This is a genomic window from Herbaspirillum huttiense, assembly GCF_004367745.1.
GTDB lineage: Bacteria > Pseudomonadota > Gammaproteobacteria > Burkholderiales > Burkholderiaceae_D > Herbaspirillum > Herbaspirillum huttiense.
Map to the genome: position 1 here is coordinate 4,959,474 of NZ_CP037993.1, position 26,923 is coordinate 4,986,396.

The 26,923-nt window shown below is 63.4% G+C and carries 26 protein-coding genes; 14 read left to right on the forward strand and 12 right to left on the reverse strand.

Features of this window, described 5'->3' with window-relative positions:
- The first annotated feature begins 346 nt into the window (after positions 1-346).
- From E2K99_RS22160 to E2K99_RS22175, 4 genes are all read left to right on the forward strand, one after another.
- Positions 347-1,516, forward strand: a complete 1,170-nt coding sequence (locus E2K99_RS22160) for a porin (RefSeq protein ID WP_134223579.1) — start codon at positions 347-349, stop codon at positions 1,514-1,516.
- A 252-nt stretch (positions 1,517-1,768) separates the two neighbouring features.
- The gene (locus E2K99_RS22165) at positions 1,769-2,437 is read left to right on the forward strand and encodes a DUF484 family protein (protein ID WP_134223580.1); all 669 of its coding nucleotides are present in this window, start codon (positions 1,769-1,771) and stop codon (positions 2,435-2,437) included.
- 34 nt (positions 2,438-2,471) lie between these two features.
- Positions 2,472-3,464: a tyrosine recombinase XerC gene (gene xerC / locus E2K99_RS22170; protein ID WP_134223581.1), complete on the forward strand. Its 993-nt coding sequence runs from the start codon at positions 2,472-2,474 to the stop codon at positions 3,462-3,464.
- A 135-nt stretch (positions 3,465-3,599) separates the two neighbouring features.
- Complete coding sequence (locus tag E2K99_RS22175) at positions 3,600-4,172, forward strand: Fur family transcriptional regulator (RefSeq protein ID WP_134223582.1); 573 nt, start codon at positions 3,600-3,602, stop codon at positions 4,170-4,172.
- A gap of 22 nt (positions 4,173-4,194) precedes the next feature.
- Here E2K99_RS22175 and E2K99_RS22180 read toward each other — a convergent pair whose 3' ends face one another.
- The gene (locus E2K99_RS22180; protein ID WP_034331773.1) at positions 4,195-4,932 is read right to left on the reverse strand and encodes an HAD-IA family hydrolase; all 738 of its coding nucleotides are present in this window, start codon (positions 4,930-4,932) and stop codon (positions 4,195-4,197) included.
- 95 nt (positions 4,933-5,027) lie between these two features.
- On the opposite strand from E2K99_RS22180, the gene E2K99_RS22185 reads away from it, so the two are divergent.
- The gene (locus E2K99_RS22185; RefSeq protein ID WP_240733791.1) at positions 5,028-5,930 is read left to right on the forward strand and encodes a TraB/GumN family protein; all 903 of its coding nucleotides are present in this window, start codon (positions 5,028-5,030) and stop codon (positions 5,928-5,930) included.
- Positions 5,931-6,017: 87 nt separating this feature from the next.
- Here E2K99_RS22185 and argB read toward each other — a convergent pair whose 3' ends face one another.
- The 4 genes from argB to E2K99_RS22205 all read right to left on the reverse strand — a co-directional run bounded on the left by argB (position 6,018) and on the right by E2K99_RS22205 (position 9,533).
- Entirely contained in the window at positions 6,018-6,911 is an 894-nt protein-coding gene (gene argB, locus E2K99_RS22190; protein WP_121040645.1) for an acetylglutamate kinase, read from the reverse strand.
- Positions 6,912-7,042: 131 nt separating this feature from the next.
- Entirely contained in the window at positions 7,043-7,825 is a 783-nt protein-coding gene (locus E2K99_RS22195; RefSeq protein ID WP_134223584.1) for a hypothetical protein, read from the reverse strand.
- Between the two features lie 68 nt (positions 7,826-7,893).
- On the reverse strand, positions 7,894-8,694 hold the full coding sequence (locus E2K99_RS22200) for a type III pantothenate kinase (protein ID WP_134223585.1): 801 nt from the start codon (positions 8,692-8,694) through the stop codon (positions 7,894-7,896).
- Positions 8,691-9,533: a biotin--[acetyl-CoA-carboxylase] ligase gene (locus E2K99_RS22205; protein ID WP_134223586.1), complete on the reverse strand. Its 843-nt coding sequence runs from the start codon at positions 9,531-9,533 to the stop codon at positions 8,691-8,693. Before E2K99_RS22205 ends, E2K99_RS22200 begins: the two co-directional genes overlap by 4 nt.
- Before the next feature lie 111 nt (positions 9,534-9,644).
- Here E2K99_RS22205 and E2K99_RS22210 point away from each other — a divergent pair, with 111 nt between their 5' ends.
- The 4 genes from E2K99_RS22210 to E2K99_RS22225 all read left to right on the forward strand — a co-directional run bounded on the left by E2K99_RS22210 (position 9,645) and on the right by E2K99_RS22225 (position 13,385).
- The gene (locus E2K99_RS22210; RefSeq protein WP_134223587.1) at positions 9,645-10,796 is read left to right on the forward strand and encodes a VanZ family protein; all 1,152 of its coding nucleotides are present in this window, start codon (positions 9,645-9,647) and stop codon (positions 10,794-10,796) included.
- Positions 10,797-10,863: 67 nt separating this feature from the next.
- Positions 10,864-11,202 carry a (2Fe-2S) ferredoxin domain-containing protein gene (locus tag E2K99_RS22215; RefSeq protein WP_134223588.1) on the forward strand — a complete coding sequence of 113 codons (339 nt, stop codon included), beginning with the start codon at positions 10,864-10,866 and terminating at the stop codon, positions 11,200-11,202.
- Between the two features lie 77 nt (positions 11,203-11,279).
- Positions 11,280-11,942 (forward strand): alpha/beta hydrolase, encoded by a 663-nt coding sequence (locus E2K99_RS22220; protein ID WP_134223589.1) that lies wholly within the window; start codon positions 11,280-11,282, stop codon positions 11,940-11,942.
- A gap of 288 nt (positions 11,943-12,230) precedes the next feature.
- Positions 12,231-13,385: a D-alanyl-D-alanine carboxypeptidase family protein gene (locus E2K99_RS22225; RefSeq protein WP_039783615.1), complete on the forward strand. Its 1,155-nt coding sequence runs from the start codon at positions 12,231-12,233 to the stop codon at positions 13,383-13,385.
- A 234-nt stretch (positions 13,386-13,619) separates the two neighbouring features.
- Here E2K99_RS22225 and ahpF read toward each other — a convergent pair whose 3' ends face one another.
- Both ahpF and ahpC read right to left on the reverse strand, forming a co-directional pair.
- Positions 13,620-15,221 (reverse strand): alkyl hydroperoxide reductase subunit F, encoded by a 1,602-nt coding sequence (gene ahpF, locus E2K99_RS22230; protein ID WP_039783613.1) that lies wholly within the window; start codon positions 15,219-15,221, stop codon positions 13,620-13,622.
- A gap of 172 nt (positions 15,222-15,393) precedes the next feature.
- Complete coding sequence (gene ahpC, locus E2K99_RS22235; RefSeq protein ID WP_008332872.1) at positions 15,394-15,957, reverse strand: alkyl hydroperoxide reductase subunit C; 564 nt, start codon at positions 15,955-15,957, stop codon at positions 15,394-15,396.
- A 358-nt stretch (positions 15,958-16,315) separates the two neighbouring features.
- Between ahpC and E2K99_RS22240 the strand changes: the two genes are divergently transcribed.
- Positions 16,316-16,768 carry an acyl-CoA thioesterase gene (locus E2K99_RS22240; protein ID WP_134223590.1) on the forward strand — a complete coding sequence of 151 codons (453 nt, stop codon included), beginning with the start codon at positions 16,316-16,318 and terminating at the stop codon, positions 16,766-16,768.
- Positions 16,769-16,860: 92 nt separating this feature from the next.
- Here the strand turns inward: E2K99_RS22240 and E2K99_RS22245 are convergent, their stop codons facing one another.
- A complete protein-coding gene (locus tag E2K99_RS22245; RefSeq protein ID WP_134223591.1) occupies positions 16,861-18,729 on the reverse strand; it encodes a phosphoenolpyruvate carboxykinase (GTP) in 1,869 nt (622 codons plus the stop codon).
- 387 nt (positions 18,730-19,116) lie between these two features.
- Entirely contained in the window at positions 19,117-19,323 is a 207-nt protein-coding gene (locus E2K99_RS22250) for a LysR substrate-binding domain-containing protein (RefSeq protein ID WP_240733792.1), read from the reverse strand.
- Positions 19,324-19,503: 180 nt separating this feature from the next.
- On the opposite strand from E2K99_RS22250, the gene E2K99_RS22255 reads away from it, so the two are divergent.
- Positions 19,504-20,490 (forward strand): D-2-hydroxyacid dehydrogenase family protein, encoded by a 987-nt coding sequence (locus E2K99_RS22255; protein ID WP_134223592.1) that lies wholly within the window; start codon positions 19,504-19,506, stop codon positions 20,488-20,490.
- On the opposite strand, the gene E2K99_RS22260 is transcribed toward E2K99_RS22255, so the two are convergent.
- The gene (locus tag E2K99_RS22260) at positions 20,468-21,232 is read right to left on the reverse strand and encodes a hypothetical protein (protein ID WP_034330392.1); all 765 of its coding nucleotides are present in this window, start codon (positions 21,230-21,232) and stop codon (positions 20,468-20,470) included. The two genes, E2K99_RS22255 and E2K99_RS22260, sit on opposite strands and share 23 nt — an antisense overlap.
- A gap of 206 nt (positions 21,233-21,438) precedes the next feature.
- Between E2K99_RS22260 and E2K99_RS22265 the strand changes: the two genes are divergently transcribed.
- Positions 21,439-21,924, forward strand: a complete 486-nt coding sequence (locus E2K99_RS22265) for an asparaginase domain-containing protein (protein WP_034330389.1) — start codon at positions 21,439-21,441, stop codon at positions 21,922-21,924.
- A gap of 26 nt (positions 21,925-21,950) precedes the next feature.
- Here E2K99_RS22265 and E2K99_RS22270 read toward each other — a convergent pair whose 3' ends face one another.
- Complete coding sequence (locus E2K99_RS22270) at positions 21,951-22,853, reverse strand: LysR family transcriptional regulator (RefSeq protein ID WP_134223593.1); 903 nt, start codon at positions 22,851-22,853, stop codon at positions 21,951-21,953.
- A gap of 161 nt (positions 22,854-23,014) precedes the next feature.
- Here E2K99_RS22270 and E2K99_RS22275 point away from each other — a divergent pair, with 161 nt between their 5' ends.
- Positions 23,015-24,073 (forward strand): YeiH family protein, encoded by a 1,059-nt coding sequence (locus E2K99_RS22275; RefSeq protein ID WP_134223594.1) that lies wholly within the window; start codon positions 23,015-23,017, stop codon positions 24,071-24,073.
- A 103-nt stretch (positions 24,074-24,176) separates the two neighbouring features.
- Here E2K99_RS22275 and E2K99_RS22280 read toward each other — a convergent pair whose 3' ends face one another.
- On the reverse strand, positions 24,177-24,647 hold the full coding sequence (locus E2K99_RS22280; protein WP_034330381.1) for an SRPBCC family protein: 471 nt from the start codon (positions 24,645-24,647) through the stop codon (positions 24,177-24,179).
- Positions 24,648-24,773: 126 nt separating this feature from the next.
- Here E2K99_RS22280 and E2K99_RS22285 point away from each other — a divergent pair, with 126 nt between their 5' ends.
- Positions 24,774-26,846 carry a UvrD-helicase domain-containing protein gene (locus E2K99_RS22285; protein WP_134223595.1) on the forward strand — a complete coding sequence of 691 codons (2,073 nt, stop codon included), beginning with the start codon at positions 24,774-24,776 and terminating at the stop codon, positions 26,844-26,846.
- Positions 26,847-26,923: the final 77 nt, after the last annotated feature.

Below are 26,923 nucleotides of genomic sequence, written 5' to 3' on the forward strand. Positions count from 1 at the left end.
AAAGCCAAAATTATGCCGCACAATCGACATTTTTTTAAAATCCCCTAGAAAAGTATCCAAATGCATCGTTTTAACAACAAACGTGTTGACGAGACGGGTCGGATCAAGTTTTGCGCAGCCATGCCGTTAATGAGTGACACGCTGCAAGCCAAAATTTGCCTGTCATGCATTGACGGGCAGGAAAGCGTTTGAAAAAAACAACACTCCATCCGTGGATTGACGCTTTCAACCAAAATTCCTCCCTCCACGTGACCAATCTGCGGCCACGCCAAATGAGAACCCTTAATGTCTCACCATCCGACCAGAAGTACGGATCCTCAAGACTATTTTTATAGAAGGATGTCAAATGAAAAAATCTCTGCTGGCACTGGCCGTCCTCGGCGCGTTCGCAGGTGCTGCTCAAGCACAAAGCTCCGTTACTATCTACGGTATCGTTGATACCGGTGTTGTTTACACCAGCAAGGCTGTGAACACCACCGCTGGCAACACCGGCAGCAAGTTCGGCCTGAACTCGGGCATCATCCAAGGTTCGCGCATCGGCTTCAAGGGCGTGGAAGACCTGGGCGGCGGCCTGTCGGCTGTGTTCCAACTGGAAACCGGCTTCACCAACGACAACGGCGCTCTGCAAGGCTCCGACGCAGCTACCTCCACCAACCTGTTCCGTCGCAAGTCGGTCGTTGGTCTGTCGGGTGGCTTCGGTACCGTTCTGGTTGGCCGTCAAACTGACTTCGCTGACACCATCTCCGCTTACACCTCCGTGAACGACTTCGGTGGCGTGACCGGCGCTGTCGGCCACAACATCGATCGTCTGGAAGGTACCCGTACCAACAACTCGATCAGCTACACCACCGCTAACCTGAGCGGCTTCACCGGCAACCTGATCTATGGTTTCGGCGAACAAGCTGGTTCGACCTCGAATGGTCAAGCCTTCGGTATCGGCGGTAAGTACGACAACGGTCCTCTGGGCCTGGGCGTCACCTACTACCAATCCAAGCAAGGTACCAGCCCGGCTGACACCCAGCTGGAATCGACCACCGCTGGCTACTACGCTCCCAACGCTTCCAACCCGAGCACCGCTCTGAAGGTTCTGAACGTGGTTGCTAGCTACCAGTTCGGCCCGGCCCGCGTGTACGGTAACTACTCGCGCGTCAAGCAAGACCTGAACACCGGTTCGCCGACCGCTGTTGCCTCGAAGAGCCTGGGCGCCGCCAACAAGATCGACGTGTATGAACTGGGTACCGCCTACTCCCTGTCGCCTTCCCTGAAGCTGCTGGGCGCAGTGACCCACACCCGTGCTGACTTCAACTCGTCCTCCAAGGGCAAGCTGACCCAAATCAGCCTGGGCACCGACTACTGGCTGTCCAAGCGTACCGACCTGTACGCATTCGTGGCTAACATCCGCGCAACCGACATGGCCAACACCGGCGTGTTCGGCGATGCAACCGGCAACGCCACCATTGGCAACGCCAGCGACAGCCAAACCGCTGTTGCCGTTGGTATCCGTCACAAGTTCTAATTCAAGGACCTGAAACCGGTGTGAACACATCGGTTTCAACCTGAGTTGAACCTGAGTCGTACCGGAAGAGGCCTGCATGAGCAATCATGCAGGCCTCTTTCTTTTTGCCCTCATCCGCTGCCATCGCCCCGTTCAACTGCCCTGAACGGTGCCGATGATTGTCAGTGTGTCCGATAGCGAGGATAATCTCGCGATACTTCCGGTGCGCCCCTCCCCGCGCGCCACCGGCACTCCAACACAGACCCCGCGACGATGACCACCGAACTGGATTCCAGCCTGATTGCCGACTACCTGCTCGACCACCCTCATTTCTTCGAGGAGCATGCCGAACTGCTTTCGACGGTCAAGCTCACCAGCCCGGTCATGGGCCGCGCCGTGTCGCTGCAGGAACGCCAGATGGAAATCCTGCGCGAGAAGATCCGCGTACAGGAGCTGCGCATGGCCGATCTCATGCGCATCGCCCAGGAAAACGACGAGATCACCAGCAAATTCCAGGCATGGAGCCGCGCCCTGCTGCTCACGCGCGATGCCGACGACCTGCCGCGCGTACTTGTGGACCGCCTGCAGGAAATCTTCCACGTGCCGCAAGTGACGGTCCGCCTGTGGAACCTGGGCCCGGCCCACGCCGGCAACTGGGCCACGCAGGAAGTCTCGGACGACGCCCGCATCTTCGCCAATGGCCTGTCGGCCCCGCTCTGCGGCCCCAACAAGGATTTCGAAGCCGCGACCTGGCTGGACGATGCCGCCTCCGTGAAGTCGGTCGCCATGCTGCCGCTGCGCGTCGGTGCAGCACCTGAAGCCTTCGGCTTGCTGGTGCTGGGATCGCCCGATCCGAATCGCTTCACTGCCGACATGGGCACCGATTTCCTGACCCGCATCGGCGAAACCGGCAGCGCCGCCCTGGCCTGCCTGCTGCGCTGAGCGCGGCCGAGCGTGTCCCACCGGGAGTCATGGCATGGATGGCCCAGCTTCCCCGGCTTCGTCCCTGATCGGACAGTATCTTTCCTTCCTGCGCAGCCAGCGCAAGCTGTCGCCGCACACGCTGGACAGCTATGCGCGCGACCTGCAGGAGCTGCGCGCCCTGCTGGCCCCCGCCGATCAACCGCAAGAGGCCGAACCCGCGCTGCAGCGCGTGACCCAGGCCCAGATCCGCAAATGCGCTGCGCGCCTGCATGCGCGCGGGCTGAATGCACGCTCCATCTCGCGCAAGCTGTCGGCCTGGCGCGGCCTGTTCGCCTGGCTGGCCGTGGAACAGACGATGCCTGCCAACCCGGTCGACGGCGTCAAGCCGCCCAAGAAGAGCAAACCCCTGCCCAAGGCTCTGCCGGCCGACGAAGCCATCCGCCTGGTCTCCCAGGCCGATCCGGCGCGCGACCCCGATTCCACCCTGGCGGCCTGCAACCGGGCCATGTTCGAACTACTGTATTCGAGTGGGCTGCGGGTCTCTGAACTGGCCGGCATTGATGTGAAAGACGTAAGCGAAGGCCCTTACGAATCAGCAGGCTGGATCGATCTGGAAGAAGCGGAAGTCACCGTGACCGGCAAGGGCGGCAAGAAGCGCAAGGTCCCGGTCGGGCAGGCCGCGCTGCAGGCGATCCGCGACTGGCTGCCCCTGCGCGCCAGTCTGGTCAAGGCCGATGGCGGCATGGATGGCCATGCGCTGTTTCTCAATGAACGTGGCGCGCGCATGTCGCCCCGGGTCACGCAGCTGCGCCTGAAAGCGCATGGCAAGAGTGTGGAGATGCCGGCCGACGTCCATCCGCACATGCTGCGGCATTCCTTCGCCTCGCATGTACTGCAGAGTTCGGGGGACTTGCGGGCGGTACAGGAAATGCTGGGCCACGCTTCCATCACCGCCACCCAGGTCTACACCGCACTGGACTTCCAGCGCCTGGCCCAGGTCTACGACCAGGCCCATCCGCGCGCCCGCAAGGGCGGCGGGAAATAGTCACTGACGAGCCACAGTCCGGCCGCCGGCCGCGCCGCCGCGAGCGCCGGACCGTGATCGGCTAAAATGGAGGCTTCCGCACGCCACGTGCTCCCGCATCCTTTCGCCAGTCCTGCTGGCCCAGCACACTCGCCCATGCCGACCATGAAAGCCAAAGCCGCCGACTCCTCTCCCGCCAGCACCGCCGCTCAGGCTGCGACGGTGACCGCGCTGGCCGAGGCGCAGCTGCGCGAGGCCGGCGTGCGCGTGACGCAAGCCCGGGTCAACGTCCTGGGCGCGCTGCTGGAAACCCGCAGCGCCGCCTCCCATCAGGATATCCAGGATCGCTTTGCTGACATGGATCGGGTCACCCTCTACCGTGCCCTGGATTGCCTGACCGAAGCCGGCCTGGCACACAAGATCTCCAGCGACGACCGCATCTTCCGCTACAGCGCTGGTGCCGATCACGCTGAACACGGGCTGCACGACCATGCGCAGGGCAAGCAACACCAGCACGGCCACTTCAAGTGCACCCGCTGCAACCGCGTGTTCTGCCTGGACGCCAGCGATGGCACTGACTTCCTGGCCACCGTGCTACCCGACGCCGACCGTCACCGCTCCACCGCCGCGCAACTGCAGTCGGCCTTGCGCAAGACCCTGGGCAAGGGCTTCCAGAGTCACGAAGTGGAACTGACCATCAAAGGCTGGTGCGCCGACTGCGCCGACTGACTTTTTGACACATCCCTTCAGGTCAGCGCGCAGCCCCCAGCGCCGCAAGCCGTCGCGGCAGCTGCCGCACTGAACGAACCTTCACATCGACAAAACCCGGCAGGCGACTGAGCGCACGCTGGCCTCCCATGTGCCCGAGCAGGGCCTGGCTGCCGCGCAGGTACTGGGTAACCCATGCCGTGCGCACGCCCAACTCGCGGGCACTCTTGAGGTTATCCACCGTATCCTCGACCAAGATGCAGCGCCGTGGGGCCACCTTGTGGCGGGCCAACAGCTTGCGCAGCATGATGCGCGAAGGCTTGGGGCGTAACTGGCGATGCACATGCATGGATTCGATGGAAATGTGATGCGAGAAATGCCGGTGCAGGCCCAGGTGCCGCACCAGCTCGCGCGAATAGCGGCGCGGCGCATTGGTGAGCAGGATCTTCTGCCCCGGCAACTGCGAGAGCCAGCGGCCGATGCCGCGCTCGGCGCGCACCATGCCCGGGAGGTCGTCGAACAGATGCGCTTCATGCAGGAATTCATCCACCCCCAGTCCATGATGCCGTACCAGCCCCAGCAGGGTCGCGCCGTAGAGCTTCCAGTAATGCCGCCGCAGGTAATTGACCGCGGCTTCGTCGCTGGGCTGGCCATCGTTGTCCAGCACGCGCTTGATGATGCGGTTCATGTTGGTGTTGATGGCGGGGAAGATCGCGTGCGAGGCGTTGTGCAGGGTATTGTCGAGATCGAACAGCCAGAGCGGTGTAGTATTGGACGCCATAAAAAGACCGGCGCGCCGCCGTCGCCGGGGCGCACCTTCAGCAAGCTAGGAAAGAAAGGCCAGCAGTGACCGGATTGATGCAACGCTTGATTATAGTGAGTTTGACCTGGCTGTCCTGCCTGAACTTGCTCTCCCCGGCCCGCGCCGCGACGCCAGCCGATGCAGCTCCGCCCGCCCCGCCGCACGGCGCGCTCTACCAGGTCTCCGATGGCCGCCATACGCTGCTGCTGTTTGGCACCATCCACGTCGGCGCACCCGATTTCTATCCGCTGGAACCGAAACTTCAGCAAGCCCTGGCCGCCGCACCCACGCTGGCGCTGGAACTGGATCCGCAGAACGCCGCCGCCATGCAGAGCGCCGTGCAGCGCTATGCGGTCTATCCTGCCGGTCAACAACTGCTGGACCAACTCGACCCGGCGCTGCGCGAACGGACCCGAACCACGCTGCAGCGTTTCGGCATGACGCCCGACAACGTGCAGCAACTGCGCCCCTGGATGCTGGCCATGGCCCTGACCGTGCAGGAATACGTGCGCCACGGCTATCGCACCGACCTGGCCGTCGACAGCCACCTGGCTGAGAGCGTGCGCGCACATGGTGGCAGGGTGATCGAACTGGAAAGCGCCGACCGCCAGCTGGGCCTGTTCAGCAAGCTGACGCCGGCACAGCAGGCGCAATTCCTGTCCGATACCCTGCAGGAGCTGGACGATGCCGACCTCACCCGCAAGCTCGATCGCCTGGTGGCGGCCTGGCGCAGGGCCGACAGTGCCGACTTCGGTGCCGCCTTGCAGGAGATGCAGCAGGATGACAGTTTCGCCAGCCGCTTTGCGGTGCAAACCCTGCTGCGTGAGCGCAATCCTGGCCTGGCGGCGGGCATTGCCGGTTTGCTGCGCCAACAGGACAAGGCCGTGGCGGCTATCGGCATCCTGCATCTGGTCGGGCCGGACAGCGTGCCGGTGCTGCTGGAAAAGCAGGGCTTGCAGGTCAGGCAACTTTACTGAACGCGACCACTACGGCGCTGCAAAACGCTGTGAACAAAAAAGGGATGAGCAAGCTCATCCCTTTTTTTCAACCGAACCGCGCCGCGATCAGTGCGAACGGATCATGGTCCCGAAGGCCTGCTCGGTCAGCACTTCCAGCAGCAGCGAGTGTTCAATACGGCCATCGATGATGTGTACCGTGTTCACGCCCGACTTGGCCGCATCCAGCGCCGAAGAGATCTTGGGCAGCATGCCGCCGGAGATGGTGCCGTCGGCGAACATCTCGTCGATCTCGCGCGCCGACAGGTCGGTCAGCAGGTTGCCGGCCTTGTCCTGGACACCGGCGATGTTGGTCATCATGATCAGCTTTTCGGCGTGCAGGATCTCGGCGATCTTGCCGGCCACCACGTCGGCATTGATGTTGTAGGCCTGGCCGTCGTCGCCGAAACCGATCGGCGAGATGATGGGGATGAAGGCATCATCCTGCAGCGCCTTGACCACCGCCGGGTTGATCGCGTCGATCTCACCCACGTAGCCGATGTCGAGGAATTGACCCGGATGCTCCTTGTCCGGCATCTGCATCTTGCGCGCGCGGATCAGGCCGCCGTCCTTGCCGGTCAGGCCCACCGCCTGGCCGCCGTAGTGATTGATCAGCATCACGATGTCCTGCTGCACCTCACCGCCCAGCACCCATTCCACCACTTCCATGGTTTCTTCATCGGTAATGCGCATGCCCTGCACGAAGGTCCCCTGCTTGCCGATCTTCTTGAGCGCCGCATCGATCTGCGGGCCGCCGCCGTGGACCACCACCGGGTTCATGCCGACCAGCTTCAACAGGATCACGTCGCGCGCGAAGCCGTGCTTCAGGCTCTCTTCGGTCATCGCGTTGCCGCCGTACTTGACCACGATGGTCTTGCCGTGGAATTTGCGGATATACGGCAGCGCCTCGGCCAGGATTTCGGCTTTGATCTGCGGGGCTACGTGGGTGAGGTCGGTGGTCATGGCAATGTCCTGTCGATGCGATGAGGAAAAAGTGATGGGGTGATGCGGTTAGGGACGCGATTTTACATGGAAAGCCGCTTGCCTTCGCACTGCAACATGCGGCGTGTCCTATCCAGACAACGCCGCCGCGCTCAGGCGCTGCAGGCGCGGATTTCCTGATCCGGGAAGGCGCTCTTGATGTTCTCCAGTGCGGTGCGGGCTTCCGGGCTCAGGTCGCGCAGCTGGAACACCTGCTTGCCGGCCCCCGAGCGGCGCGCAATGATGCGGGCGCTGCGCACGCCCCGCGAGATCAGCTGGCCCACATAGGCCTTGGCCGCCTCCTCGGTACGGAAGATGCCCAGCGAGACGCCCGAACGCAGTGCCGGATTGGGGAAACTGTCTGGAATGACGTAGAAATCGCCGATACCCAGCCGGCGCAGCTCGGCGATGCGGCGGTCCGCGCCTTCGCGGCCATCCTGGGGCGGGATGTAGACCATGTGGCTGGTGACGTCCTGGGTCAGCTTCTGGACCACCTTGTCGCCCAGCTTGAGGCTGGCCAGCTGGTCCGAGAAGCGGCGGGCGTCGGCGGCGGTGAAGTTGCCGACCTCGGTACAGGAAGGCGTGACCGTGGCGACCTGCGGGACTGCGGGCTGGGCCGGGGCTGCCGTCGCGGGGCTGGCCGCTGGGGCAGGCGCTGCGGCCGCCGTACCAGCGTCGGCAGCGGCCGACTGCGTGGTCGCCGGCTGCGCGCGCAGTTGCGACGCGAGTTTGTCGCTATTGGCGGGCAGCACGCTCAGCAGTTCCGGGCGCAACTGCTGAGCCAGGCGCTGCGGCTCACGCCGTTCGGACGCGTTGGCACCGAAATAGCCGCGCGACATCCCGAACAGGACCACGTTACCCACCAGCAACAGCCAAAAAAGCAGTTTCAGCTTCATTCGCGCCCAGTCTTCCTTGCCCTCATTGATTTGCCTGTCTGCATGGACAAGCGCTCAGCGTCCATGGTTCATACCCGCATGGTGGCCATATGAAGGCCTATGAGCACCAGATTATCCACTTTTTCCAGCGGCGTATCGCCCGCTGCGAGATACGGCGCCAGCAACAAGCCGGCGCCCCCGGCCAGCAGGCAGCGCAGCGGAACGTCCGGACGCAGGCGCCGCCGCTCGGCCAGCGCATGCTCGATGGCTCCGACCTGGGCCGCGATGCAGCCGGCGACGATGGCCTCGACGGTATTGTCCGCAAACAGGCGTTCGGGCGGTGCGGCGCCATCGATGCGCGGCAGCTGGGCGGTATTCAAGGCCAGCGAGGTGGCCATGGTACCGAATCCCGGCAGGATCATGCCGCCCTCGAAGCACCCGTCGGCGCTGACCACGTCGATGGTGGTAGCCGTACCGCAGGTCGCCACCAGCAACTCCTGGTCCGGAAACAGGGCCCGCGCGCCAATGGCCGCCGCAAAGCGGTCGCAGCCCAGCTGGCCGGGATGGCGGTAGCCATTGCGCACGCCAGCCCGCTCGGCGGTGGAAGCGAACCATTCGACGATCACACGCGGTCCGAAGACACCGTGCAGAAGGGCCTGCAGGCTGTCGCGCAGGGCCGGGCCGGCGACGTTGGACACACAGATCTGCAACTCCTCCTCAGGAGCAGCCTGTCTGGCCAGTGCCCCCCAGTCCCGTGCCAGCATCTCCACCTGGGCGCGTTCCACCGCGCCTTGCTGCTGCCAGCGCGGCAACGGCGCCATACTCCGATCCGCATCGGCCACGATCGCCCACTTGATGCGGGTGTTACCGGCGTCGACCAGCAGCCTCATGCGTCTAGCAACCGCAATGAGACGTCGCCGGCCAGGATCTCGACCTGTCCGGCCTCTGTATCCATGAGGAATCGGCCCATCATGTCCACGCCCAAGGCCGTGCCTTCCTGCAGCACGCGGCCATTCTCGACGATCTTGACGGCCTGGCCAGCATAGGCGTGGAAGGCTTCCCAGCGCTTGACGAAAGCCCCGAAGCCGCGCGCCTCGAACTCTTCCAATACGCCTGCCAGCGCGCTGGCGATGATGGCCAGCACGGTTTCGCGCGGCGGCTTCTGCAGTTCCGGCGCTGCGCCGATGGCGCGTTGCAGTTCATCTTCCAAGCCTGGCGGTACCGCCAGGTTCAGGCCGATGCCGATCACGGCCCAGGTGGCATTGCCTTGGCGGCCATCGGCGGCGGTCTCGATCAGGACACCGGCCAGCTTGGCGCCATCGCGCAAGACGTCATTGGGCCACTTCAGTTGCGGCCGGATGCCGAACACTTCCAGCGCCTCGGCCAGCGCCACGCCCACGGCCAGCGGCAGGCCCAGCAGCGCGTGCATGGGACGCTGCAGGCGCCAGGCCAGCGAAAAGGTCAGGGAATCTTCGGGGGCGGCGCGCCATGGACGGCCGGCGCGGCCACGGCCGGCAGTCTGGCGGTCGGCCACCAGCAGCAGCGGACGCTGCAGGGACGACAGGCGCTGCATCAGGTCGACATTGGTGGAACCGGTCTCGGCCACGGCTTCGACATCAATGCGTTGCTGGCCCTGGGGATCGGAACCTGCCAGGAGCATGCCGATGCGCTCGGGACGCACCAGCGGTGCCGATTCAGACTCGGCGGGCATGGGAAAAGTCAGTGTCATGCGGGCATTGTAACGGCAGAGCGCGCCTGCGCGGGGTAGTGGGCGCGCTGCAATGGTAAAGACGGCAGCCGGCCGGCGCTGCCCGGCCCGAAATCGGTTACCCTCTGGCCCATGCCCGTTCCACCCGATTCCTGCTCCGAGCCTCCCGCTACACCGGCCAGTGCGCCGGCAGCCTCGTCGTTCGCGCGCGTGAGCCTGCTGGTCTATACCCTGCTGATCGTCTATGCCAGCTGGTATCCCTTCTCCGGCTGGCGCGACATGGGAATCAAACCCTTCGATTACCTGGGCGCGCGCCTGCCCTACTACTGGACCGTGTTCGACGTCTGGACCAATGTCGCCGGCTACATCCCGCTGGGCCTGCTGCTGGTGCTGGCCCAGCATCCGCATCTGCGCCCCTGGTGGGCGATATGGCCGGCCACGCTGGCAGGTGTGCTGCTGTCGGCCTGCATGGAGGCGGTGCAGACCTACCTGCCCACCCGCGTGCCCTCCAATCTCGACCTGCTGACCAATTCGCTGGGCGTGGCGCTGGGGGCCGTGCTGGGCGCAGCTTGCAGTCGTTATTTCCTGGAGGATAGCCGCTTCCTGATGCTGCGCCGCCGCTGGTTCTCGGGCGCGGCCAGCCGCGGACTGGTCGTAGCGTGGCTGTGGCCGCTGGCGCTGATTTATCCACAGAATCACCTGTTCGGCCTGGGACATCTGGTGCCGCCGTTGTCGGCATTCTTTTCCGACCTGTTCGATACCCCCATCGACCTGGCCACCACCTGGCTCAACAGCGCGCAACCGAGCGCCGAGCAATACTGGCTGGCCGACGTCATCGTCACCGCCTGCGGCCTGACCGGCGCAGCCCTGCTGGTGCTGCTGCTGATGCGCCGTCAGGCCCCGCGCCGGCGGCTGGTCACGCTTTACCTGCTGGCCTGCATCGCGGCCAAGTCGCTGGCCTGCGCGCTGTTCTTCGCGCCGCAGAATGCCTTCGTCTGGATTTCGCCCAGTGCCGTGGGCGGCATCATGCTGGGGACACTGATGATCGTCGGCCTGGCCTGGGCCCCACCCACGGCGCAGCGGCGCGTGGCCGCGCTGGCACTGATCCTGAGCCTGGTGGTGACCAACGCAGTCCCGGCCAATCCCTATTACCTCTCCACGCTGGAGACCTGGGTCCAGGGCAAATTCCTCAACTTCGACGGGGCCGCGCAGTTCCTGTCGGTGCTGTGGCCCTTCCTGGCGATCTGGTTCCTGTTGCACCCTGTGCACCGCAGGCCGGGCTGAGCGGGGTGTATCATTGACGTTTTGCCGGCCCGCGCCGGCACTGCCGTCACTCTCCACAGGGCATTCCATGAGCGATCAAGAGCAACCGCAAGAGCAACCCTATTACGAACATCACGTCTTCTTCTGCCTGAACCAGCGCAAGCCGGGCGAACGTACCTGCTGTGCCGACAAGGGCGCGCAGGCCGCGCAGGAACACGCCAAGAAGCGCATCAAGCAACTGGGCCTGTCCACGCCCGGCAAGGTCCGCATCAACAAGGCCGGCTGCCTGGAGCGCTGCGAAGAAGGCCCGGTGGTGGTGATCTACCCGCAAGGCACCTGGTACACCTACGTCGACAATGAAGACATCGACGAGATCATCGACAGCCACATCGTCGGCGGCAAGGTCGTGGACCGCCTGAAAATCTGACGATATGAAAGTTTGATCATGCTGCCGCCCCCATGCCGGGCGCAGCAAGCTTCCCCTCATCCGTTTCCCCGCACGCCATGAACGTACATACCCAACACTTCCAGATCGCCGGTGCCGTCGGCCAGCTCGAATGCGCAATCGACCTGCCGGATCCCGAGCAATTCGCCGCGCCCGTCGGCCTGGCTCTGGTGGCCCATCCGCATCCGCTGTATGGCGGCACGATGGACAACAAGGTCGCACAAACCCTGGCCCGCACCTTCCTGGCGCTGGGCTACGTGGCGGTGCGCATGAATTTCCGCGGCGTGGGCAAGTCCGAAGGCGTGCACGACCACGGGGCCGGCGAGACCGACGACATGGCCCTGCTGCTGCAGCACATGCGATCGCAGTATCCGGACCTGCCGCTGGCCTTGGCCGGCTTCTCCTTCGGCACCTTCGTACAGGCGCAATTGCAGCAGCGCCTGCTGCAACAGGATGCGGCCAGCGCCGCCGAGCGCCTGGTGCTGGTCGGCACCGCCGCCGGCAAGTGGCCCATGCCGCCGGCCCCGGCCAATACCATCCTGATTCACGGCGAGCAGGACGACACCATTCCCCTGTCCGCCGTCCTGGACTGGGCGCGCCCGCAGGAGTTGCCGGTGGTGGTGATTCCGGGCTCGGATCACTTTTTTCACCGCAAGCTGCAACATATCAAGAACGTCGTGGTCGAAAGCTGGCATCGCCGCCCGGCGCAGCTTCCGGCCTGAAGGTTTCCGGCACGACCGACGTTCATCCGGAAGCATGGCGGCGCTGTACGAGGCCAGAGCCAGGGTGCATGCCGGTATCGTGAGGGGATTTTCGGGGATGAAGATCCATTCAATTGGGAACGATGCCACATGACGTTTTATAATTCAGTGCGACCAGCCAGACCGGCGCAGCGCGCGCCATTGCGGTTGTTCGCATCGATTGAACCAGACTGATCCGTCCTGCCTCACCCTCTTTTCAAACCAACAGCTACGATGTTCCCCCGTGCTGGCAATTTTTCTTAGGCACCGATGAAAAAGCTTCTCGCGGCATTTGCCGCAACCGTCCTTTCCCTTTCCGCCCTGACCGCCTCCGCCCAAAGCCTGCCGCCGCCGACCGTGGCGGCCAAGAGCTGGCTGCTGCTGGATGCCTCGGCCAACCAGGTGATCGCCTCCAGCGACGCCGACACCCGCGTGGAACCGGCCTCGCTGACCAAGCTGATGACCGCCTACCTGGCCTTCGCCGCCCTGCGCGACAAGCGCCTGAGCCTGGAGCAGGAAGTGAACGTTTCGGTCAACGCCTGGAAGGTCGATCCGAGCAGCTCCAAGATGTTCATCGAGCCCAACAAGCCGGTCTCGATCGACAACCTGCTGTATGGCCTGATCTCGGTCTCCGGCAATGACGCCGCCGTGGCCGTGGCCGAAGCGGTCTCCGGTACGGAAGATGCCTTCGTGCAGCTGATGAACCGTGAAGCGCAGCGCCAGGGCCTGACCAACACCCACTTCAGCAACCCGCACGGCCTGCCCAGCGCCGACACGTACACGACCGCGCGTGACCTGGCGATCCTGTGCCGCAACCTGATCAACGACTTCCCCGACTATTACAAGCGCTATTACTCGGTCAAGAAGTTCACCTACAACAACATCACCCAACCCAACCGCAACCGCCTGCTGTGGCTGGATCCGACGGTCGATGGCATGAAGACCGGCCACACCTCCAGCGCCGGCTATTCGCTGATCACCTCGGCCCATCGCCCGGTGCCCAACGGCGAGCGTCGCCTGATCTCGGTGGTGATCGGTACGGTTTCCGACCAGGTCCGCACCCAAGAAAGCCAGAAGCTGCTGAACTGGGGCTTCCAGAACTTCGACGCCGTGAAGCTGTATGCCAAGGGCCAGGCCGTGGATACGCCTGACGTGTGGAAGGGTTCGCAGAGCAAGATCAAGGTCGGCTTCAAGAACGACGTCTACATCACCATCCCCAAGGGCACGGCTGACAAGGTCAAGACCAAGCTGGAACGCAATGATCCGCTGATCGCCCCGATCTCGGAAAATGCCAAGGTCGGCACCCTGAAGGTGACCATCGATGACAAGACCGTGGCCGAACTGCCGGTGATCGCGCTGGAATCGGTGGGCCCGGCTGGCTTCATCGGCCGTGCCTGGGACTCGCTGCGTTTGATGTTCAAGTAATCATCAGGCAGTTCCGCCGCCACGGCGGCAGATGAGCAAGTCAAGAAAACGCCATCGGTCAACCGATGGCGTTTTTTCATGTGCGCTGCCAAGGCCACACATTGCATGCCGATACGTATACGCAAACCTTTGGATGCATCGGATCACATACCCCAAGCCAGAAACAAAAACGCCACCGGCGAACCGGTGGCGTTTCTTTTACTGCTTTACTGGCTGGCTGAAATCAATCAGCAATCAGGCCGCAACCGCTTCCTTGGCTACTGCCGGTGCCACATCATCCGCCGACGACCGGATCAGGTGATCGAAGGCCGACAGGCCAGCCGTTGCACCTGCACCCACGGCGATGACGATCTGCTTGTACGGCACCGTGGTGACGTCACCGGCCGCGAAGACGCCCGGAATCGAGGTCTGGCCCTTGGCGTCGATCTCGATCTCGCCGTGCTTGGACAAGGCCAGGGTTCCCTTGAGCCATTCGGTGTTGGGCACCAGGCCGATCTGGACGAACACGCCTTCCAGTTCCACGTGCTTGACCTCGCCGGTTTCGCGTTCCTTGTAGCTGATACCGTTGACGCGCTGGCCGTCGCCGGTGATCTCGGTCGTCTGCGCCGACGTCACGATGGTCACATTGGGCAGGCTCTTGAGCTTGCGCACCAGCACCGCATCGGCCTTCAGTTCGGCTGCGAACTCGATCAGGGTCACATGGGCGACGATGCCGGCCAGGTCGATGGCTGCTTCCACGCCCGAGTTGCCGCCACCGATCACCGACACGCGCTTGCCCTTGAACAGCGGACCATCGCAGTGCGGGCAATAGGCCACGCCCTTGTTCTTGTATTCCTGCTCGCCCGGCACGTTGACGTTGCGCCAGCGGGCACCGGTGGACAGGATCACGGTCTTGCCCTTCAGCACGCCGCCATTGGCCAGCTTCACTTCGATCAGCTTGTCGCCCGGCACCAGCGCTTCAGCGCGCTGCACGTTCATGATGTCGACGTCATAGGCCCGCACGTGCTGTTCCAGCGCAGTGGCGAATTGCGGGCCTTCGGTCTCCTGCACCGAGATGAAGTTCTCGATGGCCAGGGTGTCGAGCACCTGGCCGCCGAAACGCTCGGCCACCACGCCGGTACGGATACCCTTGCGCGCTGCATAGATCGCAGCAGCTGCACCAGCGGGGCCACCGCCGACGATGAGCACGTCATACGGCTCCTTGGCGCTCAGTTCTTCACCCTTGCGGGCAGCGGCACCGGTGTCGAGCTTGGCGAGGATCTCTTCCACGCCGGTACGGCCCTGACCGAAGACTTCACCGTTCATGTAGACGGTCGGCACGGCCATGATCTGGCGTTGCTCGACTTCACCCTGGAACAGCGCGCCGTCGATGGTCACCGACTGGATGCGCGGATTGATGATGGACATCACGTTCAGCGCCTGCACGACTTCCGGGCAGTTCTGGCAAGTCAGCGAGACATAGGTCTCGAAGCGATAATCGCCGTCCAGGTTCTTGATCTGCTCGATGACCTTGTCGTCGAGCTTGACCGGGTGCCCGCCGACTTGCAGCAGCGCCAGCACCAGGGAGGTGAATTCGTGGCCCATCGGGATCGCGGCGAATTCGACGCTGATAGGGGTCCCGGGGCGGTTCAGTCTGAAGGACGGGGTACGTCCCTGGGCATCGGCACCGCGTTGCTCGACCAGCTTGATGCGGTCCGACAGCAGCACGATGTCTTGCAGGAGTTCCTGCATCTCACGGGACTTGGCGCCATCATCGAGCGACGCGACGATCTCGATCGGGTGGCTGACCTTTTCCAGATAGGCCTTCAATTGGGTCTTGAGATTGGCATCAAGCATGATGATTACTTCCTCGTTGAGAGATTCTAGGGTCGCCCTGACCACGGCCTCGCCCTTGTGGGGGTTGGCCGCTTGCCCGGGGGGAGCGGGCCAGGACGGATACTGCAGGGATGTTCAGTGCAGCGCCAGCCGGAGAACAGCGCTTGGCTGGCGCGATACGGCGGGGTGTTGCTTAGATCTTGCCGACCAGATCCAAGGAGGGCTTCAGGGTGGCAGCGCCTTCTTCCCACTTGGCGGGGCAGACTTCACCCGGGTGCGATGCCACGTACTGGGCAGCCTTGACCTTGCGCAGCAGTTCCGAAGCGTCACGGCCGATGCCGTTGTCATGCACTTCCATGACCTTGATTTCGCCTTCCGGATTGATCACGAAGGTGCCGCGCAGTGCCAGGCCTTCTTCTTCGATCAGCACTTCGAAGTTGCGTGCCAGGGTTGCGGTCGGGTCGCCCACCAGCGGGTACTGGACCTTCTTGATGGCTTCCGAGGTGTCGTGCCATGCCTTGTGAGCGAAGTGGGTGTCGGTGGACACGCCGTAGATTTCAACGCCCAGCTTCTTGAATTCAGCGTAGTTGTCGGCCAGATCTTCCAGCTCGGTCGGGCACACGAAAGTGAAGTCGGCCGGGTAGAACACGAACACGGACCACTTGCCCTTCAGGGTGGCTTCGGTGATGTCGACGAACTTGCCATCGTGGTAAGCGGTTGCCTTGAACGGCTTGATAGTGGTGTTGATCAGGGACATTGTCGATTTCCTTTTAAAGGGGGGTTGAGTGAAGCGATGGGTTGAATAGTAGAACGCCCAACAAAATAGATCAATTTTATTTAATCAATACTTTTGATTGGATTTAACTATCAGTCTTGAGGATCAGGCTATCGGCAGCGCCGGCGCCCGCAAAACGACGCGGTCACCGGAAACACATGGCATCGGCCTGCGCAGATGCAAGCGCGACACTGGCCAATCTCTGACCGTGATCGCTTAAGATGGAACACTTCCGGCCGCGCCAAGGAGCGGGTGCGAGCGGAAGTGGGAGCAATGTTACTGCAAGCACGCCGTTCTTGTGCAGGTGCACAAGCTGACCAATCCTGACCCTGATGAACCGATGAGCGAGCACCGTCCCCAACCCGGCCGCCGCGCCGATTTCCTGCACTTCCACGCCATTGCGACACGCTGGATGGACAACGATGTCTATGGCCACGTCAACAATGTCGTCTACTACAGCTGGTTCGATACCGCCGTGAACCATTACCTGGTGCAGCGGGGCGTGCTGGACATCGAGCGAGGGGAAGTGATCGGGCTGGTCATCGAAACGCAGTGCAACTATTTCGCTTCCGTGGCCTTTCCGGACCTGATCGAAGTGGGCGTGCGCGTGGCGCATCTGGGCCGCAGCAGCGTGCGTTACGAGCTGGGCATCTTCAAGGCGGGGGAGGAGACTGCCGCTGCGCAAGGCCACTTCGTACATGTATACGTGGATCGCGCCAGCCGCAGGCCGGTGGCCTTGCCGGAGGCATTGCGGGCGGCGCTCATGCCGCTGACCTTGCTGATGCCGGGCTGAAAAAACGCTTTCGCCACATCCGCCACCCCAAAAAGAAAACGCCCGCCGCATCACTGCGGCAGGCGCTTCCTGTCTTCTCCGAACCGGTCAGCTTAGGCTGCCAGCTTCTTCTCCAGCTTTTCCTTCACACCTTGCAGTTCGGCCGGCAGCTTGTGCTTGAGCTTATCGAACAGTTCGGCATGCAACTCCAGTTCCTTGACCCAGGCGGCCTTGTCGATGGAGGTGATGGTAGCGAATTGTTCGGCGCTGAAGTCCAGGCCTTCCCACTGCAGGTCATCGAAGCGCGGCGTGACGCCGAACAGATGCTCGACACCGCCCGTCTTGACGCCCTGCGGATCCTCGATGCGGTCCAGCATCCACTTCAGCACGCGCATGTTGTCGCCGAAGCCGGGCCAGACGAACTTGCCATCGGCATCGGTACGGAACCAGTTCACGCAGTAGATCTTCGGCAGCTCGGCGGGCGAGGCGGCGATCTTCTTGCCGATGTCCAGCCAGTGCTGGAAGTATTCGCTCATGTTGTAGCCGGCAAAGGGCAGCATGGCGAACGGATCGCGGCGCACCACGCCCTGCTGGCCGACGGCCGCAGCGGTGGTTTCCGAACCCATGGTCGCGGCCATGTACACGCCTTCCACCCAGTTGCGGGCTTCGGTCACCAGCGGCACGGTGGTGGAACGGCGGCCACCGAAGATGAAGGCCGAGATCGGCACGCCGGCCGGATCATCCCAGGCCGAATCGATCACCGGGTTCTGGGTCGCGGCCACGGTGAAGCGGGCGTTCGGGTGCGCTGCCTTGCGGCCGGTTTCCTTGCCGATTTCCGGGGTCCAGTCCTTGCCCTGCCAGTCGATCAGGTGCGCCGGGGCTTCCTTGGTCATGCCTTCCCACCAGACGTCGCCATCATCGGTCAGCGCCACGTTGGTGAAGATGGTGTTGGCCGACACCGACGCCATGCAGTTGTAGTTGCTCTTTTCGTTGGTGCCCGGGGCCACGCCGAAATAGCCGGCTTCCGGGTTGATGGCGTACAGGCGGCCATCGGCACCCGGCTTGATCCAGGCGATGTCGTCACCGATGGTGGTGACCTTCCAGCCGCCGAAGGCCTTGGGCGGGATCAGCATGGCGAAGTTGGTCTTGCCGCAGGCCGAGGGGAAAGCGGCGGCCACGTAGTGCTTCTTGCCCTCCGGGGATTCGACACCCAGGATCAGCATATGCTCGGCCAGCCAGCCCTGGGCGCGGCCCATGGTGGAGGCGATGCGCAGGGCGAAGCACTTCTTGCCCAGCAGCGCATTGCCGCCGTAACCCGAACCGTAGGACCAGATCTCGCGGGTTTCCGGATAGTGGACGATGTACTTGGTGGCATTGCACGGCCAGGCCACATCCTTCTGGCCGGCGGCCAGCGGTGCGCCCACGGTGTGCACGCAAGGCACGAACTCGCCATCGCTGCCCAGCACGTCATACACGGCCTTGCCCATGCGGGTCATGATGCGCATGTTCACGGCTACATAGGGAGAGTCGGACAATTCCACGCCGATGTGGGCGATGGGCGAACCCAGCGGACCCATCGAGAACGGCACCACGTACAAGGTGCGGCCGGCCATGCAGCCGTCGAAGAGGCCGTTCAAGGTCTGGCGCATCTCGGCCGGATCGGTCCAGTTGTTGGTCGGGCCGGCGTCTTCCTTGTTCTGCGAGCAGATGAAGGTGCGGTCTTCCACGCGGGCCACGTCCGACGGATCGGAGCAGGCCAGGTAGCTGTTGGGACGCTTGGCTTCGTTGAGCTTCTTCATGGTGCCGGCGGCGACCATTTCAGCGCACAGGCGATCGTATTCTTCCTGCGAACCATCGCACCAGTAAATGCGAGCCGGCTTGGTCAGCGCGGCGATTTCGGCGACCCAGTTGATCAGTTTCTGGTGTTTGACGTAGGCGGGCGCATTGACTGCGGGAATGCCTGCCATGAGGGGTTGGTTCATATGCTACCTCCAATGCCACAAGTTGATGAATTCGGTTGGCACGGCAGGATCGTCGTTGCACGGGCCTGGCGGGATACGCACGCCAGTCTGCAATACGGCGGTCTTGTCGATGGCGGCGGTCTCCAGGAGCCCGGCCACCCGGCCCGCCTCCTTGCTGGCGGCGGGTTTTGCTCACTCTTCGACAGTCGAGAGTGCAGGAAAGTGGCAGCGATTGTACCCCGATAAAACGGAATTTACGCAAATTTGTAGCGAAAAATACCCGACTCATGTAGTGGGTAATTACAAATCAAAAAAAATCTGTTAATTCATTACCGTGGCATATAACAGTCATTCCTTGATAAACCGCATGAACACTGGATTTGCGGGGCATTGCGGGCGATATGCCATTCACAACGTGAATATCTCCTGCAGAAATGCGACGAAAACTTTCACCTTGGCTGTCTCGCGGCGTGTTGGTTGGTAAAGCGCCACGATGTCCGGACCGGCCACCTGCCATTCCGGCAGCACCGGCACCAGGCTGCCCTCCTGCATGGCCGGATCGAGGGTCACCGACATCTGCTGGATGATGCCGCTGCCGGCCTGTGCGGCAGTCATCGGAGTCGCTGGCGGCCGCCGGATCGGGCGGCCCTGAAAAATATGCGAGCTTTACGCGCCGCCCCAATTGCATGGGCAGCACCGCCCGTGCCGAATCCCGGCAATCGCTTTATGATGGACGCCCACGCCGGCCACGCAGGTGGCCGGTGACCGCCCCTCAAGAGTGCCAGGAGACTTCCCATGAAAATCGCCATCCTCGACGACTACCAGGATGCCGTGCGCCACCTCGACTGCTTTCGCCTGCTCGACGGCCACGACGTCAAGGTCTTCACCAACACCGTGCGCGGCACCGGCCAGCTGGCCGCGCGGCTGGCGCCCTTCGACGCCGTGGTGCTGATCCGCGAACGGTCCGCCCTCACCCAGCCCCTGCTGGAAAAACTCCCCCTGCTGAAACTGATTTCCCAGACCGGCAAGGTCAGCGGCCATGTCGACGTGGCCGCCGCCACCGCGCGCGGCATTGCCATCGTCGAAGGCGTGGGCGACCCGACCGCACCGGCCGAGCTGACCTGGGCCCTCATCATGGCTGCCATGCGCCGCGTGCCGCAATATTGCAGCGCCCTGCGCGCGGGGGCCTGGCAGCAGGTCTCGCCCACGCCGCATCACAACCTGATCGGCACCGCCCTGAAGGGACGCACCCTGGGCATCTGGGGCTACGGCAAGATCGGAAAGCTGGTGGCCGGTTATGGCCGCGCCTTCGGCATGCAGGTGGTGGTGTGGGGACGCGAGGCCAGCCGCGAGCAAGCCGTCAAGGATGGTCTGCAAGCTGCCGCCAGCAAGGAAGATTTCTTCACCCAGGCCGACGTACTGACCCTGCACCTGCGCTTGAACGACGCCACGCGCGGCATCGTCAAGGCCAGCGACCTGGCCCGCATGAAGCCGACCGCCTGCTTCGTCAACACCAGCCGCGCCGAACTGGTCGAGGCCGATGCGCTGGAAGCGGCCCTGCACGCCGGCCGCCCCGGACTGGCTGCGCTCGACGTCTACGAGCGCGAGCCGCTGCCGGTAGATTCACCGCTGCTGAAGATGGACAACGTGGTGGCCGCCCCGCACCTGGGCTATGTGGAAAAAGACGGATATGAACTTTACTTCCGTGCGGCCTTCCAGAACATCGTCGACTACGCCGCCGGGACGCCGAAGAACGTGCTCAATCCTGAGGCTCTGGGGTGATGCGGTGAATGGTTCTGACCGGCGGGTCATAGGTCAACTGGGGCATGGCCCCGGCGCGCTTCCACAGGTGCCGCCAACCCGGCGGCCACGGTAGCGGCGGACCGGCGTATTCGGGGACGTTGCGCCGGATCGGGATCACCGGCAGGTGTTCCGGGATGCTGCCGTTGCTGTGCCAGCCGAGGCTGAAGGCGTAATCCGGCAAGAGCGTGGCGCAGACCAGCTCGAACCAGCTGGCGTGGGCTTCGTCTTCGCCCAGCGCCTGGGCCAGTCCCTGCGGGTCGAACTGGGCCAGCAGGCGCGCCAGTTCCTCGGGAGACGAAGAAGGTCCGTCGCCCCAGCCCATCACCGGATTGAAGTTGTAATCGGCGCCCGAGCCATACCAGCCCTCGCGCCAGGGACGCTCGATCCAGTTGCGCGGGCCGCTGAAGAGATGCCAGCGCCAGTGCAGCCCGGACGGCTTGGGCCAGCTGTAGAGGTAGAGCCGCTGATAACCGGCACGATGCAGCTCGCGCACCATGGCCATCAGGCGCGCATGCGGCATGCGGTCCGGCGGGGCGCGGCGAAACAGAATGGGCGTGCCATCGGCGTGCTGCACTTCGTCCGACGACAGGTTCAGGTCCAGGGTGCGCACCTCGCTGCCGAAGCGCGCAGAAATCCAGCCCGTCATCAGGTTGACGAGCACGATCACGCCATAGCCGCGATGGCGGTGGAAGATGACGGTGCCGGGTGCCAGAGGTTTCATATGCGGTCCATTATAAATGTCCTTGGAAAATCGCTCCGGCCCCGCCCGTCTCCAAACGAAAATGAAGCTTCCTGCGTGTAAGATAGCGCCTGCCAGCAGCCATAGCGCGGCTATCCGGGGGGAAGCGGCTGGCACGCGGCGTCCGGGACCGCATCTTGCTTATCCCGCGATGTGAACATTTTGACCAGTTGGAAGATAGGAAACCCATGAGCCTGCGCATCATCGCCACCGGTGGCACCTTCGACAAGCATTACGACGAAATCGCGGGCCAGCTTGGCTTTGGCGAGAGCCACCTGCCGGACGTCATCGCCCGCGCCCGCATCACCACCGAAGTTTCCCTGGAAACCCTGCGCCTGCTCGATTCGCTGGAGATGCAGGACGGCGACCGTCAGCGCGTGCTGGAAGCTTGCCAGGCCTCGGCACAGCAGGCCATCGTCATCATCCACGGCACCGACACCATGCAGCAGACCGCCCAGGTGCTCGGCCAGGCGCTCACCGACAAGACCGTGGTGCTGACCGGCGCCATGATCCCCTACGAGATCGCCAACTCCGACGCCTTCTTCAACTTCGGCTTTGCCTGCGGCGTGGCCCAGGTGCTGCCGCCGGGCGTGTATGTGGCCATGAACGGCCGCATCTTCGCCTGGAACAAGGTGGCCAAGAACCGCAGCGCGGGTGTCTTCGAACCGATCTGACCCCAGCCCCTGGCAGGCCCCGTCCTTCAGTGCGGTGCCTGCCGCTGCGCCCAGTCGCGGCAGAACGACAGCAGCGCCGCGAGGCTCGGCGAAGGCGCGCGGTGGCGGCTGACCACCATGTAGAAATGCCGGCGCAAGGTCGGCAGCGGCGTGTCCAGTTCGACCAGCTTCTTCGATTCGATCAAATCTTCCACCACCGAGCGTGACAGGCAGCTGATGCCCAGGCCTTCCGCGGTAGCACGCTTGATGGCTTCCGAATTGCCGAACTCGAAGGACGACGGCAAATGATGCAGGTAGGGAATGAGCGCATGCTCGACCGCCTCGCGCGTGCCGGACCCGGCCTCGCGCAGCAGCCAGTCGGCTTCGCGCAGCATCTTCAGGGTGATCTTGCGGCGCGCGCGGACGATGGGGTGTTTGGGCGCGGCCACCACGATCAGTTCATCGGTCATCCACGGCTCCACCTGCACATCATCGGCATGGCAGGGCCCTTCGATGAGTCCCGCATCCACTTCGAAGTTGACTACGGCTTCCACGATATCGGCGGTATTGGCCACCAGCGCACGCACTCGCGCCCCTGCATGACTGCGCCGATAAGCGGCGATCATGGCCGGCAGCAGATAGCTGCCGATGGTGGTGGATGCCCCGAGATGCAGGTCGCTACGCGCGGCCGGATCGCTGAACTGGCGCTCGATGGTCTGGGCCGCATCCAGCATGTGGCGCGCCTGCGGCAGCAGCTGTCGGCCGCTGTCATTCAGCACCAGCCGCTTGCCGACACGGTCGAACAATTGCACGCCCAGCAGGCTCTCCAGTTCGTTCAATGCAGCGCTGGCCGCCGACTGCGACAGCGCCACCAGCCCGGCCGCCGCCGTGGTCGAACCTGACTGGGCCACGGCCAGGAAAATCTGCAATTGCCGCAGCGTGATTCTCATCGTTCCTCCGTTATGCATTTTTGACATGGGTATGCGCAGAAAACGTCACCGTCCATCTACCTGTTCAACAGGTAAATATTAGCAAAATAACGCGTTTTTCTTTTATAAGCGCGGCGCGTAAAGTGCACTCCATCGACAGCACACCCTTCGTGGAGAGCCCCATGCGTACCGCCATCCAGACTTCCTCCCTGCCGCCGGCCGCCGCCGGACTGGCGCTTTCGGGCGCCGTCGCCTGGGCTGCCATGAGCCTGGGCAATATCGGCTGGCTGCAGAATCACGGCTTCTCGGCCCTGACCGTGGCCATCGTGCTGGGCATCCTGATCGGCAACACCGTCTATCCGCGCTTGGGTGCTTACTGCGGCGAGGGCGTGCGCTTCTCCAAGCAGACGCTGCTGCGTGCGGGCATCATCCTCTACGGGTTCCGCCTGACCTTCCAGGACATCGCACACGTCGGCGTGGCCGGTGTGGTGATCGATGCGGCCATGCTGCTGTCCACCTTCGGCCTGGCCTGGCTGGTCGGTACCAAGTTGTTGAAGCTGGATCGCGATGCCGCGCTGCTGATCGGTGCCGGCAGCTCGATCTGCGGTGCGGCTGCCGTGATGGCCACCGAGCCGGTGCTGCGCGCCCGCAGCGAGCAGGTCACCGTGGCGGTCTCGACCGTGGTCATCTTCGGGTCGCTGGCGATCTTCCTCTATCCGCTGCTCTATACGCTGCAGGCCGAACCGGTGTGGGGCCTGCGCCTGCCGGACTTCGGCGTCTACATCGGTTCCACCGTCCATGAAGTGGCGCAGGTGCTGGCCGCTGCACGCTCCATCGACCAGCACACGGCCGATGTGGCGGTGATCACCAAGATGGTCCGCGTGATGATGCTGGCGCCCTTCCTGCTGATGCTGTCGATGAAGGTGGCGCCGTCTGCGGCTGCCGCATCGGGGGCTACACATGCAACGAAGAAGCTGTCGATTCCCTGGTTCGCCTTCGCCTTCATCGGTGTGGTAGTGTTCAACTCCTTCTTCCCGCTGCCGGCCGCCGTCAACCAGCTGGTGCTGCAGGCCGATACGCTGATGCTGGCCATGGCCATGGCGGCCCTGGGACTGTCCACCCACCTCTCGGCGCTGCGCAGCGCGGGCATCAAGCCCATGATCCTCGGTGCGGTGCTGTTTGCCTGGCTGGTGATTGGCGGTGCCCTGGTCAATGGCGCATTGGGACGCTTGCTGGCCTGAGCCTGACTGCACCTCATCAAGCAAAAAGGCGCGCTCCGCAGGGAGCGCGCCTTTTTTGTTGCATCAGAAAAACTGACTCAACGGGAAACTTGATTCAGTTTCTTCAATGCAGCTCACCACGCTGGGTGAGTTCGCGGATGATGCGCACCGTATCGATATCGGCTTCCTGGTAGGCCGAGCGGCGGAAGTTGTCATAGAAGGCTTCTTCGCCGGTGACATCCTCGGGCTTGCCGTCGTCATACTCGAAGCGCACGAAGAGCACATCGGCCTGCGGCTCCTCGATGGTCATGCTCATGCGCGAGGCCGGGATCTCACCCTGCGAGGGCACTTCGTAGAGCACCTGGATCTGCGGCAGATAGGTGACCTTGTCGATGATGACCAGCTCGCCATAGCGCAACTCGCGGCGCACGCTGTCGAGGCTTTTTTCGGAGAGGCGGCAGTCATCCAGATGCGGCATGAACAGGCGCGGCGACTCCGCACGCAGGACCAGGCCGCGCCAGAGTTGCTCGCGGGTCAGGGAATCGATCAGCGGATTGAGCGGATCGTTGATCTGGATGAGATGGTTGAATTTCATGGTTGCTCTCGTGTGGTTGTTGCCGCCGGCAATGCGGGCATTGTCCCACAGGCGCAGCCGGGCCGGTCGGGCAGGCTGCTACAATGGCGCCTCGTTTCTTCTCCTGCCCACGCCGATCGCCTCCGTATGTCCGCACCCTCCTTCGGCCTGAACAAGCCGCAAAGCGAAGCCGTCCACTACATGGCCGGGCCCTGCCTGGTGCTGGCCGGTGCCGGATCGGGCAAGACCCGCGTGATCACGCAGAAGATCGCGCACCTGATCGAGAACTGCGGTTACGAATCGCGCAACATCGCCGCGCTCACCTTCACCAACAAGGCTGCGCTGGAAATGCAGGAGCGCATCGCCAAGCTGCTCAAGGATCCCAAGCAGGCCAAGCACCTCACGGTGTCGACCTTCCATTCGCTGGGCGTGAAGATCCTGCGGCAGGAGTCCAAGCATCTGGGGCTGAAGGACCGCTTTTCAATCATGGACAGCGATGATTGTTTTTCCCTCGTGCAAGAACTGGCGGTCACCACCGACAAGGCCATCATCCGCGGCATCCAGAATTCCATTTCCCTGTGGAAGAACGGCCTGGTCGATCCCGAGCTGGCCGAGAAGAATGCCCGCACCGAAGACGAAGCCCAGGCCGCGCGCATCTACCGCAGCTATGTGGCTACGCTGAAGGCTTACCAGGCGGTCGATTTCGATGACCTGATCCGCCTGCCTGTGGAGCTGTTCCGCAGCAACGAGGAAGTGCGCGACCGCTGGCAGCGCAAGCTGCGCTACCTGCTCATCGACGAATACCAGGACACCAATACCTGCCAGTACGAACTGGTCAAACTGCTGGTGACCGGCGTGGGCAAGAAGCCGATGTTTACCGCCGTGGGCGACGATGACCAGGCCATCTATGCCTGGCGCGGCGCGACCATCGAGAATCTGAAACTGCTGGGCGTGGATTTTCCCAACCTGCACCTCATCAAGCTGGAGCAGAACTATCGTTCCAGCACGCGCATCCTGCAGGCGGCCAATGCGGTCATTTCCAACAACCCCAAGCTGTTCGACAAGACCTTGTGGTCCGAGCATGGGCTGGGCGATCCGATCACGGTCATGGCGATGGATGATGAGGAAGCCGAAGCCGACCAGATCGCCATCACGCTCTCGGCGCACCGCTTCGAGCGGCGCGCCAAGTTTGCCGATTACGCCATCCTGTATCGCGGCAACCACCAGGCGCGCATCCTGGAAAAATCCTTGCGGCGCGAACGCATCCCCTACGTGATGTCGGGCGGGCAGAGTTACTTCGACCGTGCCGAGATCAAGGACATCATTGCCTACCTGCGCCTGATCGCCAATCAGGACGATGACCCGGCCTTCATCCGCGCCGTCACCACGCCGCGCCGTGGCGTGGGCCAGGCGACTTTGGAAGTGCTGGGCACGCTGGCCGGACAGTGGCAGTGTTCGCTGTTCGAGGCGGTCTACAAGGGCGGCCTGGAAGACAAGCTGACCGACCGCCAGCTGCTGCCGCTGCGCAAGTTCTGCGACTTCATCAATGCGCTGGAATCGCGCGCCACGCGGCCGGGTCCGTCCGGCAGCGGCGAAGAGGCGGGCAAGGTGCTGGACGACATGATGGAGGCGATCAACTACGAGTTCTACCTCTACGACAGCTTCGAGGAACGCGCGGCGCAGGCACGCTGGCAGAACGTGGTGGACTTCATCAACTGGTTGAAGGAGCGCGCCTGCGGCGGGCGCGATGGCGAGGGCGAAGAGAAGAACCTGCTGGAGATCACGCAGATGGTGGCGCTCATGAGCATGCTCGAAGGGCGCGACGAAGAGCAGGATGCGGTGCGCATGTCGACCTTGCATGCGTCCAAGGGACTGGAGTTTCCGCACGTGTTCCTGGTGGGTGTGGAGGAAGGCATCCTGCCGCACAAGGGCGACCCCGACACCCCGCCCGAGGCCGCTGCTGCGCGCGTGGAAGAGGAACGCCGCCTGATGTACGTGGGCATCACCCGCGCGCAGCGTTCGCTGCACCTGTCCTGGTGCAAGCGCCGCAAGCGCGCCAAGGAAGTGATCGAATGCCAGATCTCGCGCTTCGTCAAGGAGATGCGCCTGGATGAGGGCGAGGCGGTGCCGCAGGAGAGCGAGAAGATCACGCCGCAGGCGCGGCTGGCGAATTTGAAGGCGTTGTTGCAGAAGCCGCGCAATACGCCGGAACAAAGTTAGCACCTGCCTTTTCAAGGACTGGCAAGGCAGGTTTCCTCAACCCGCTGCATCCATCCGTTTGACCGTCATCGCTTCAC

Bases quoted from the DNA above. Each gene is read 5' to 3' on its own strand.
- E2K99_RS22165 (WP_134223580.1), top strand. From the start codon at position 1,769: ATGACCACCGAACTGGATTCCAGCCTGATTGCCGACTACCTGCTCGAC.
- argB (WP_121040645.1), bottom strand. From the start codon at position 6,911: ATGACCACCGACCTCACCCACGTAGCCCCGCAGATCAAAGCCGAAATC.
- E2K99_RS22210 (WP_134223587.1), top strand. From the start codon at position 9,645: ATGCCCGTTCCACCCGATTCCTGCTCCGAGCCTCCCGCTACACCGGCC.
- E2K99_RS22260 (WP_034330392.1), bottom strand. From the start codon at position 21,232: ATGAAACCTCTGGCACCCGGCACCGTCATCTTCCACCGCCATCGCGGC.
- E2K99_RS22200 (WP_134223585.1), bottom strand. From the start codon at position 8,694: ATGAGGCTGCTGGTCGACGCCGGTAACACCCGCATCAAGTGGGCGATC.
- E2K99_RS22245 (WP_134223591.1), bottom strand. From the start codon at position 18,729: ATGAACCAACCCCTCATGGCAGGCATTCCCGCAGTCAATGCGCCCGCC.
- E2K99_RS22205 (WP_134223586.1), bottom strand. From the start codon at position 9,533: ATGACACTGACTTTTCCCATGCCCGCCGAGTCTGAATCGGCACCGCTG.
- E2K99_RS22275 (WP_134223594.1), top strand. From the start codon at position 23,015: ATGCGTACCGCCATCCAGACTTCCTCCCTGCCGCCGGCCGCCGCCGGA.
- E2K99_RS22240 (WP_134223590.1), top strand. From the start codon at position 16,316: ATGAGCGAGCACCGTCCCCAACCCGGCCGCCGCGCCGATTTCCTGCAC.
- ahpF (WP_039783613.1), bottom strand. From the start codon at position 15,221: ATGCTTGATGCCAATCTCAAGACCCAATTGAAGGCCTATCTGGAAAAG.
- E2K99_RS22160 (WP_134223579.1), top strand. From the start codon at position 347: ATGAAAAAATCTCTGCTGGCACTGGCCGTCCTCGGCGCGTTCGCAGGT.
- E2K99_RS22195 (WP_134223584.1), bottom strand. From the start codon at position 7,825: ATGAAGCTGAAACTGCTTTTTTGGCTGTTGCTGGTGGGTAACGTGGTC.
- E2K99_RS22255 (WP_134223592.1), top strand. From the start codon at position 19,504: ATGAAAATCGCCATCCTCGACGACTACCAGGATGCCGTGCGCCACCTC.
- E2K99_RS22220 (WP_134223589.1), top strand. From the start codon at position 11,280: ATGAACGTACATACCCAACACTTCCAGATCGCCGGTGCCGTCGGCCAG.
- E2K99_RS22225 (WP_039783615.1), top strand. From the start codon at position 12,231: ATGAAAAAGCTTCTCGCGGCATTTGCCGCAACCGTCCTTTCCCTTTCC.
- E2K99_RS22215 (WP_134223588.1), top strand. From the start codon at position 10,864: ATGAGCGATCAAGAGCAACCGCAAGAGCAACCCTATTACGAACATCAC.
- E2K99_RS22175 (WP_134223582.1), top strand. From the start codon at position 3,600: ATGCCGACCATGAAAGCCAAAGCCGCCGACTCCTCTCCCGCCAGCACC.
- E2K99_RS22280 (WP_034330381.1), bottom strand. From the start codon at position 24,647: ATGAAATTCAACCATCTCATCCAGATCAACGATCCGCTCAATCCGCTG.
- E2K99_RS22180 (WP_034331773.1), bottom strand. From the start codon at position 4,932: ATGGCGTCCAATACTACACCGCTCTGGCTGTTCGATCTCGACAATACC.
- E2K99_RS22270 (WP_134223593.1), bottom strand. From the start codon at position 22,853: ATGAGAATCACGCTGCGGCAATTGCAGATTTTCCTGGCCGTGGCCCAG.
- xerC (WP_134223581.1), top strand. From the start codon at position 2,472: ATGGATGGCCCAGCTTCCCCGGCTTCGTCCCTGATCGGACAGTATCTT.
- ahpC (WP_008332872.1), bottom strand. From the start codon at position 15,957: ATGTCCCTGATCAACACCACTATCAAGCCGTTCAAGGCAACCGCTTAC.
- E2K99_RS22265 (WP_034330389.1), top strand. From the start codon at position 21,439: ATGAGCCTGCGCATCATCGCCACCGGTGGCACCTTCGACAAGCATTAC.
- E2K99_RS22285 (WP_134223595.1), top strand. From the start codon at position 24,774: ATGTCCGCACCCTCCTTCGGCCTGAACAAGCCGCAAAGCGAAGCCGTC.
- E2K99_RS22250 (WP_240733792.1), bottom strand. From the start codon at position 19,323: ATGACTGCCGCACAGGCCGGCAGCGGCATCATCCAGCAGATGTCGGTG.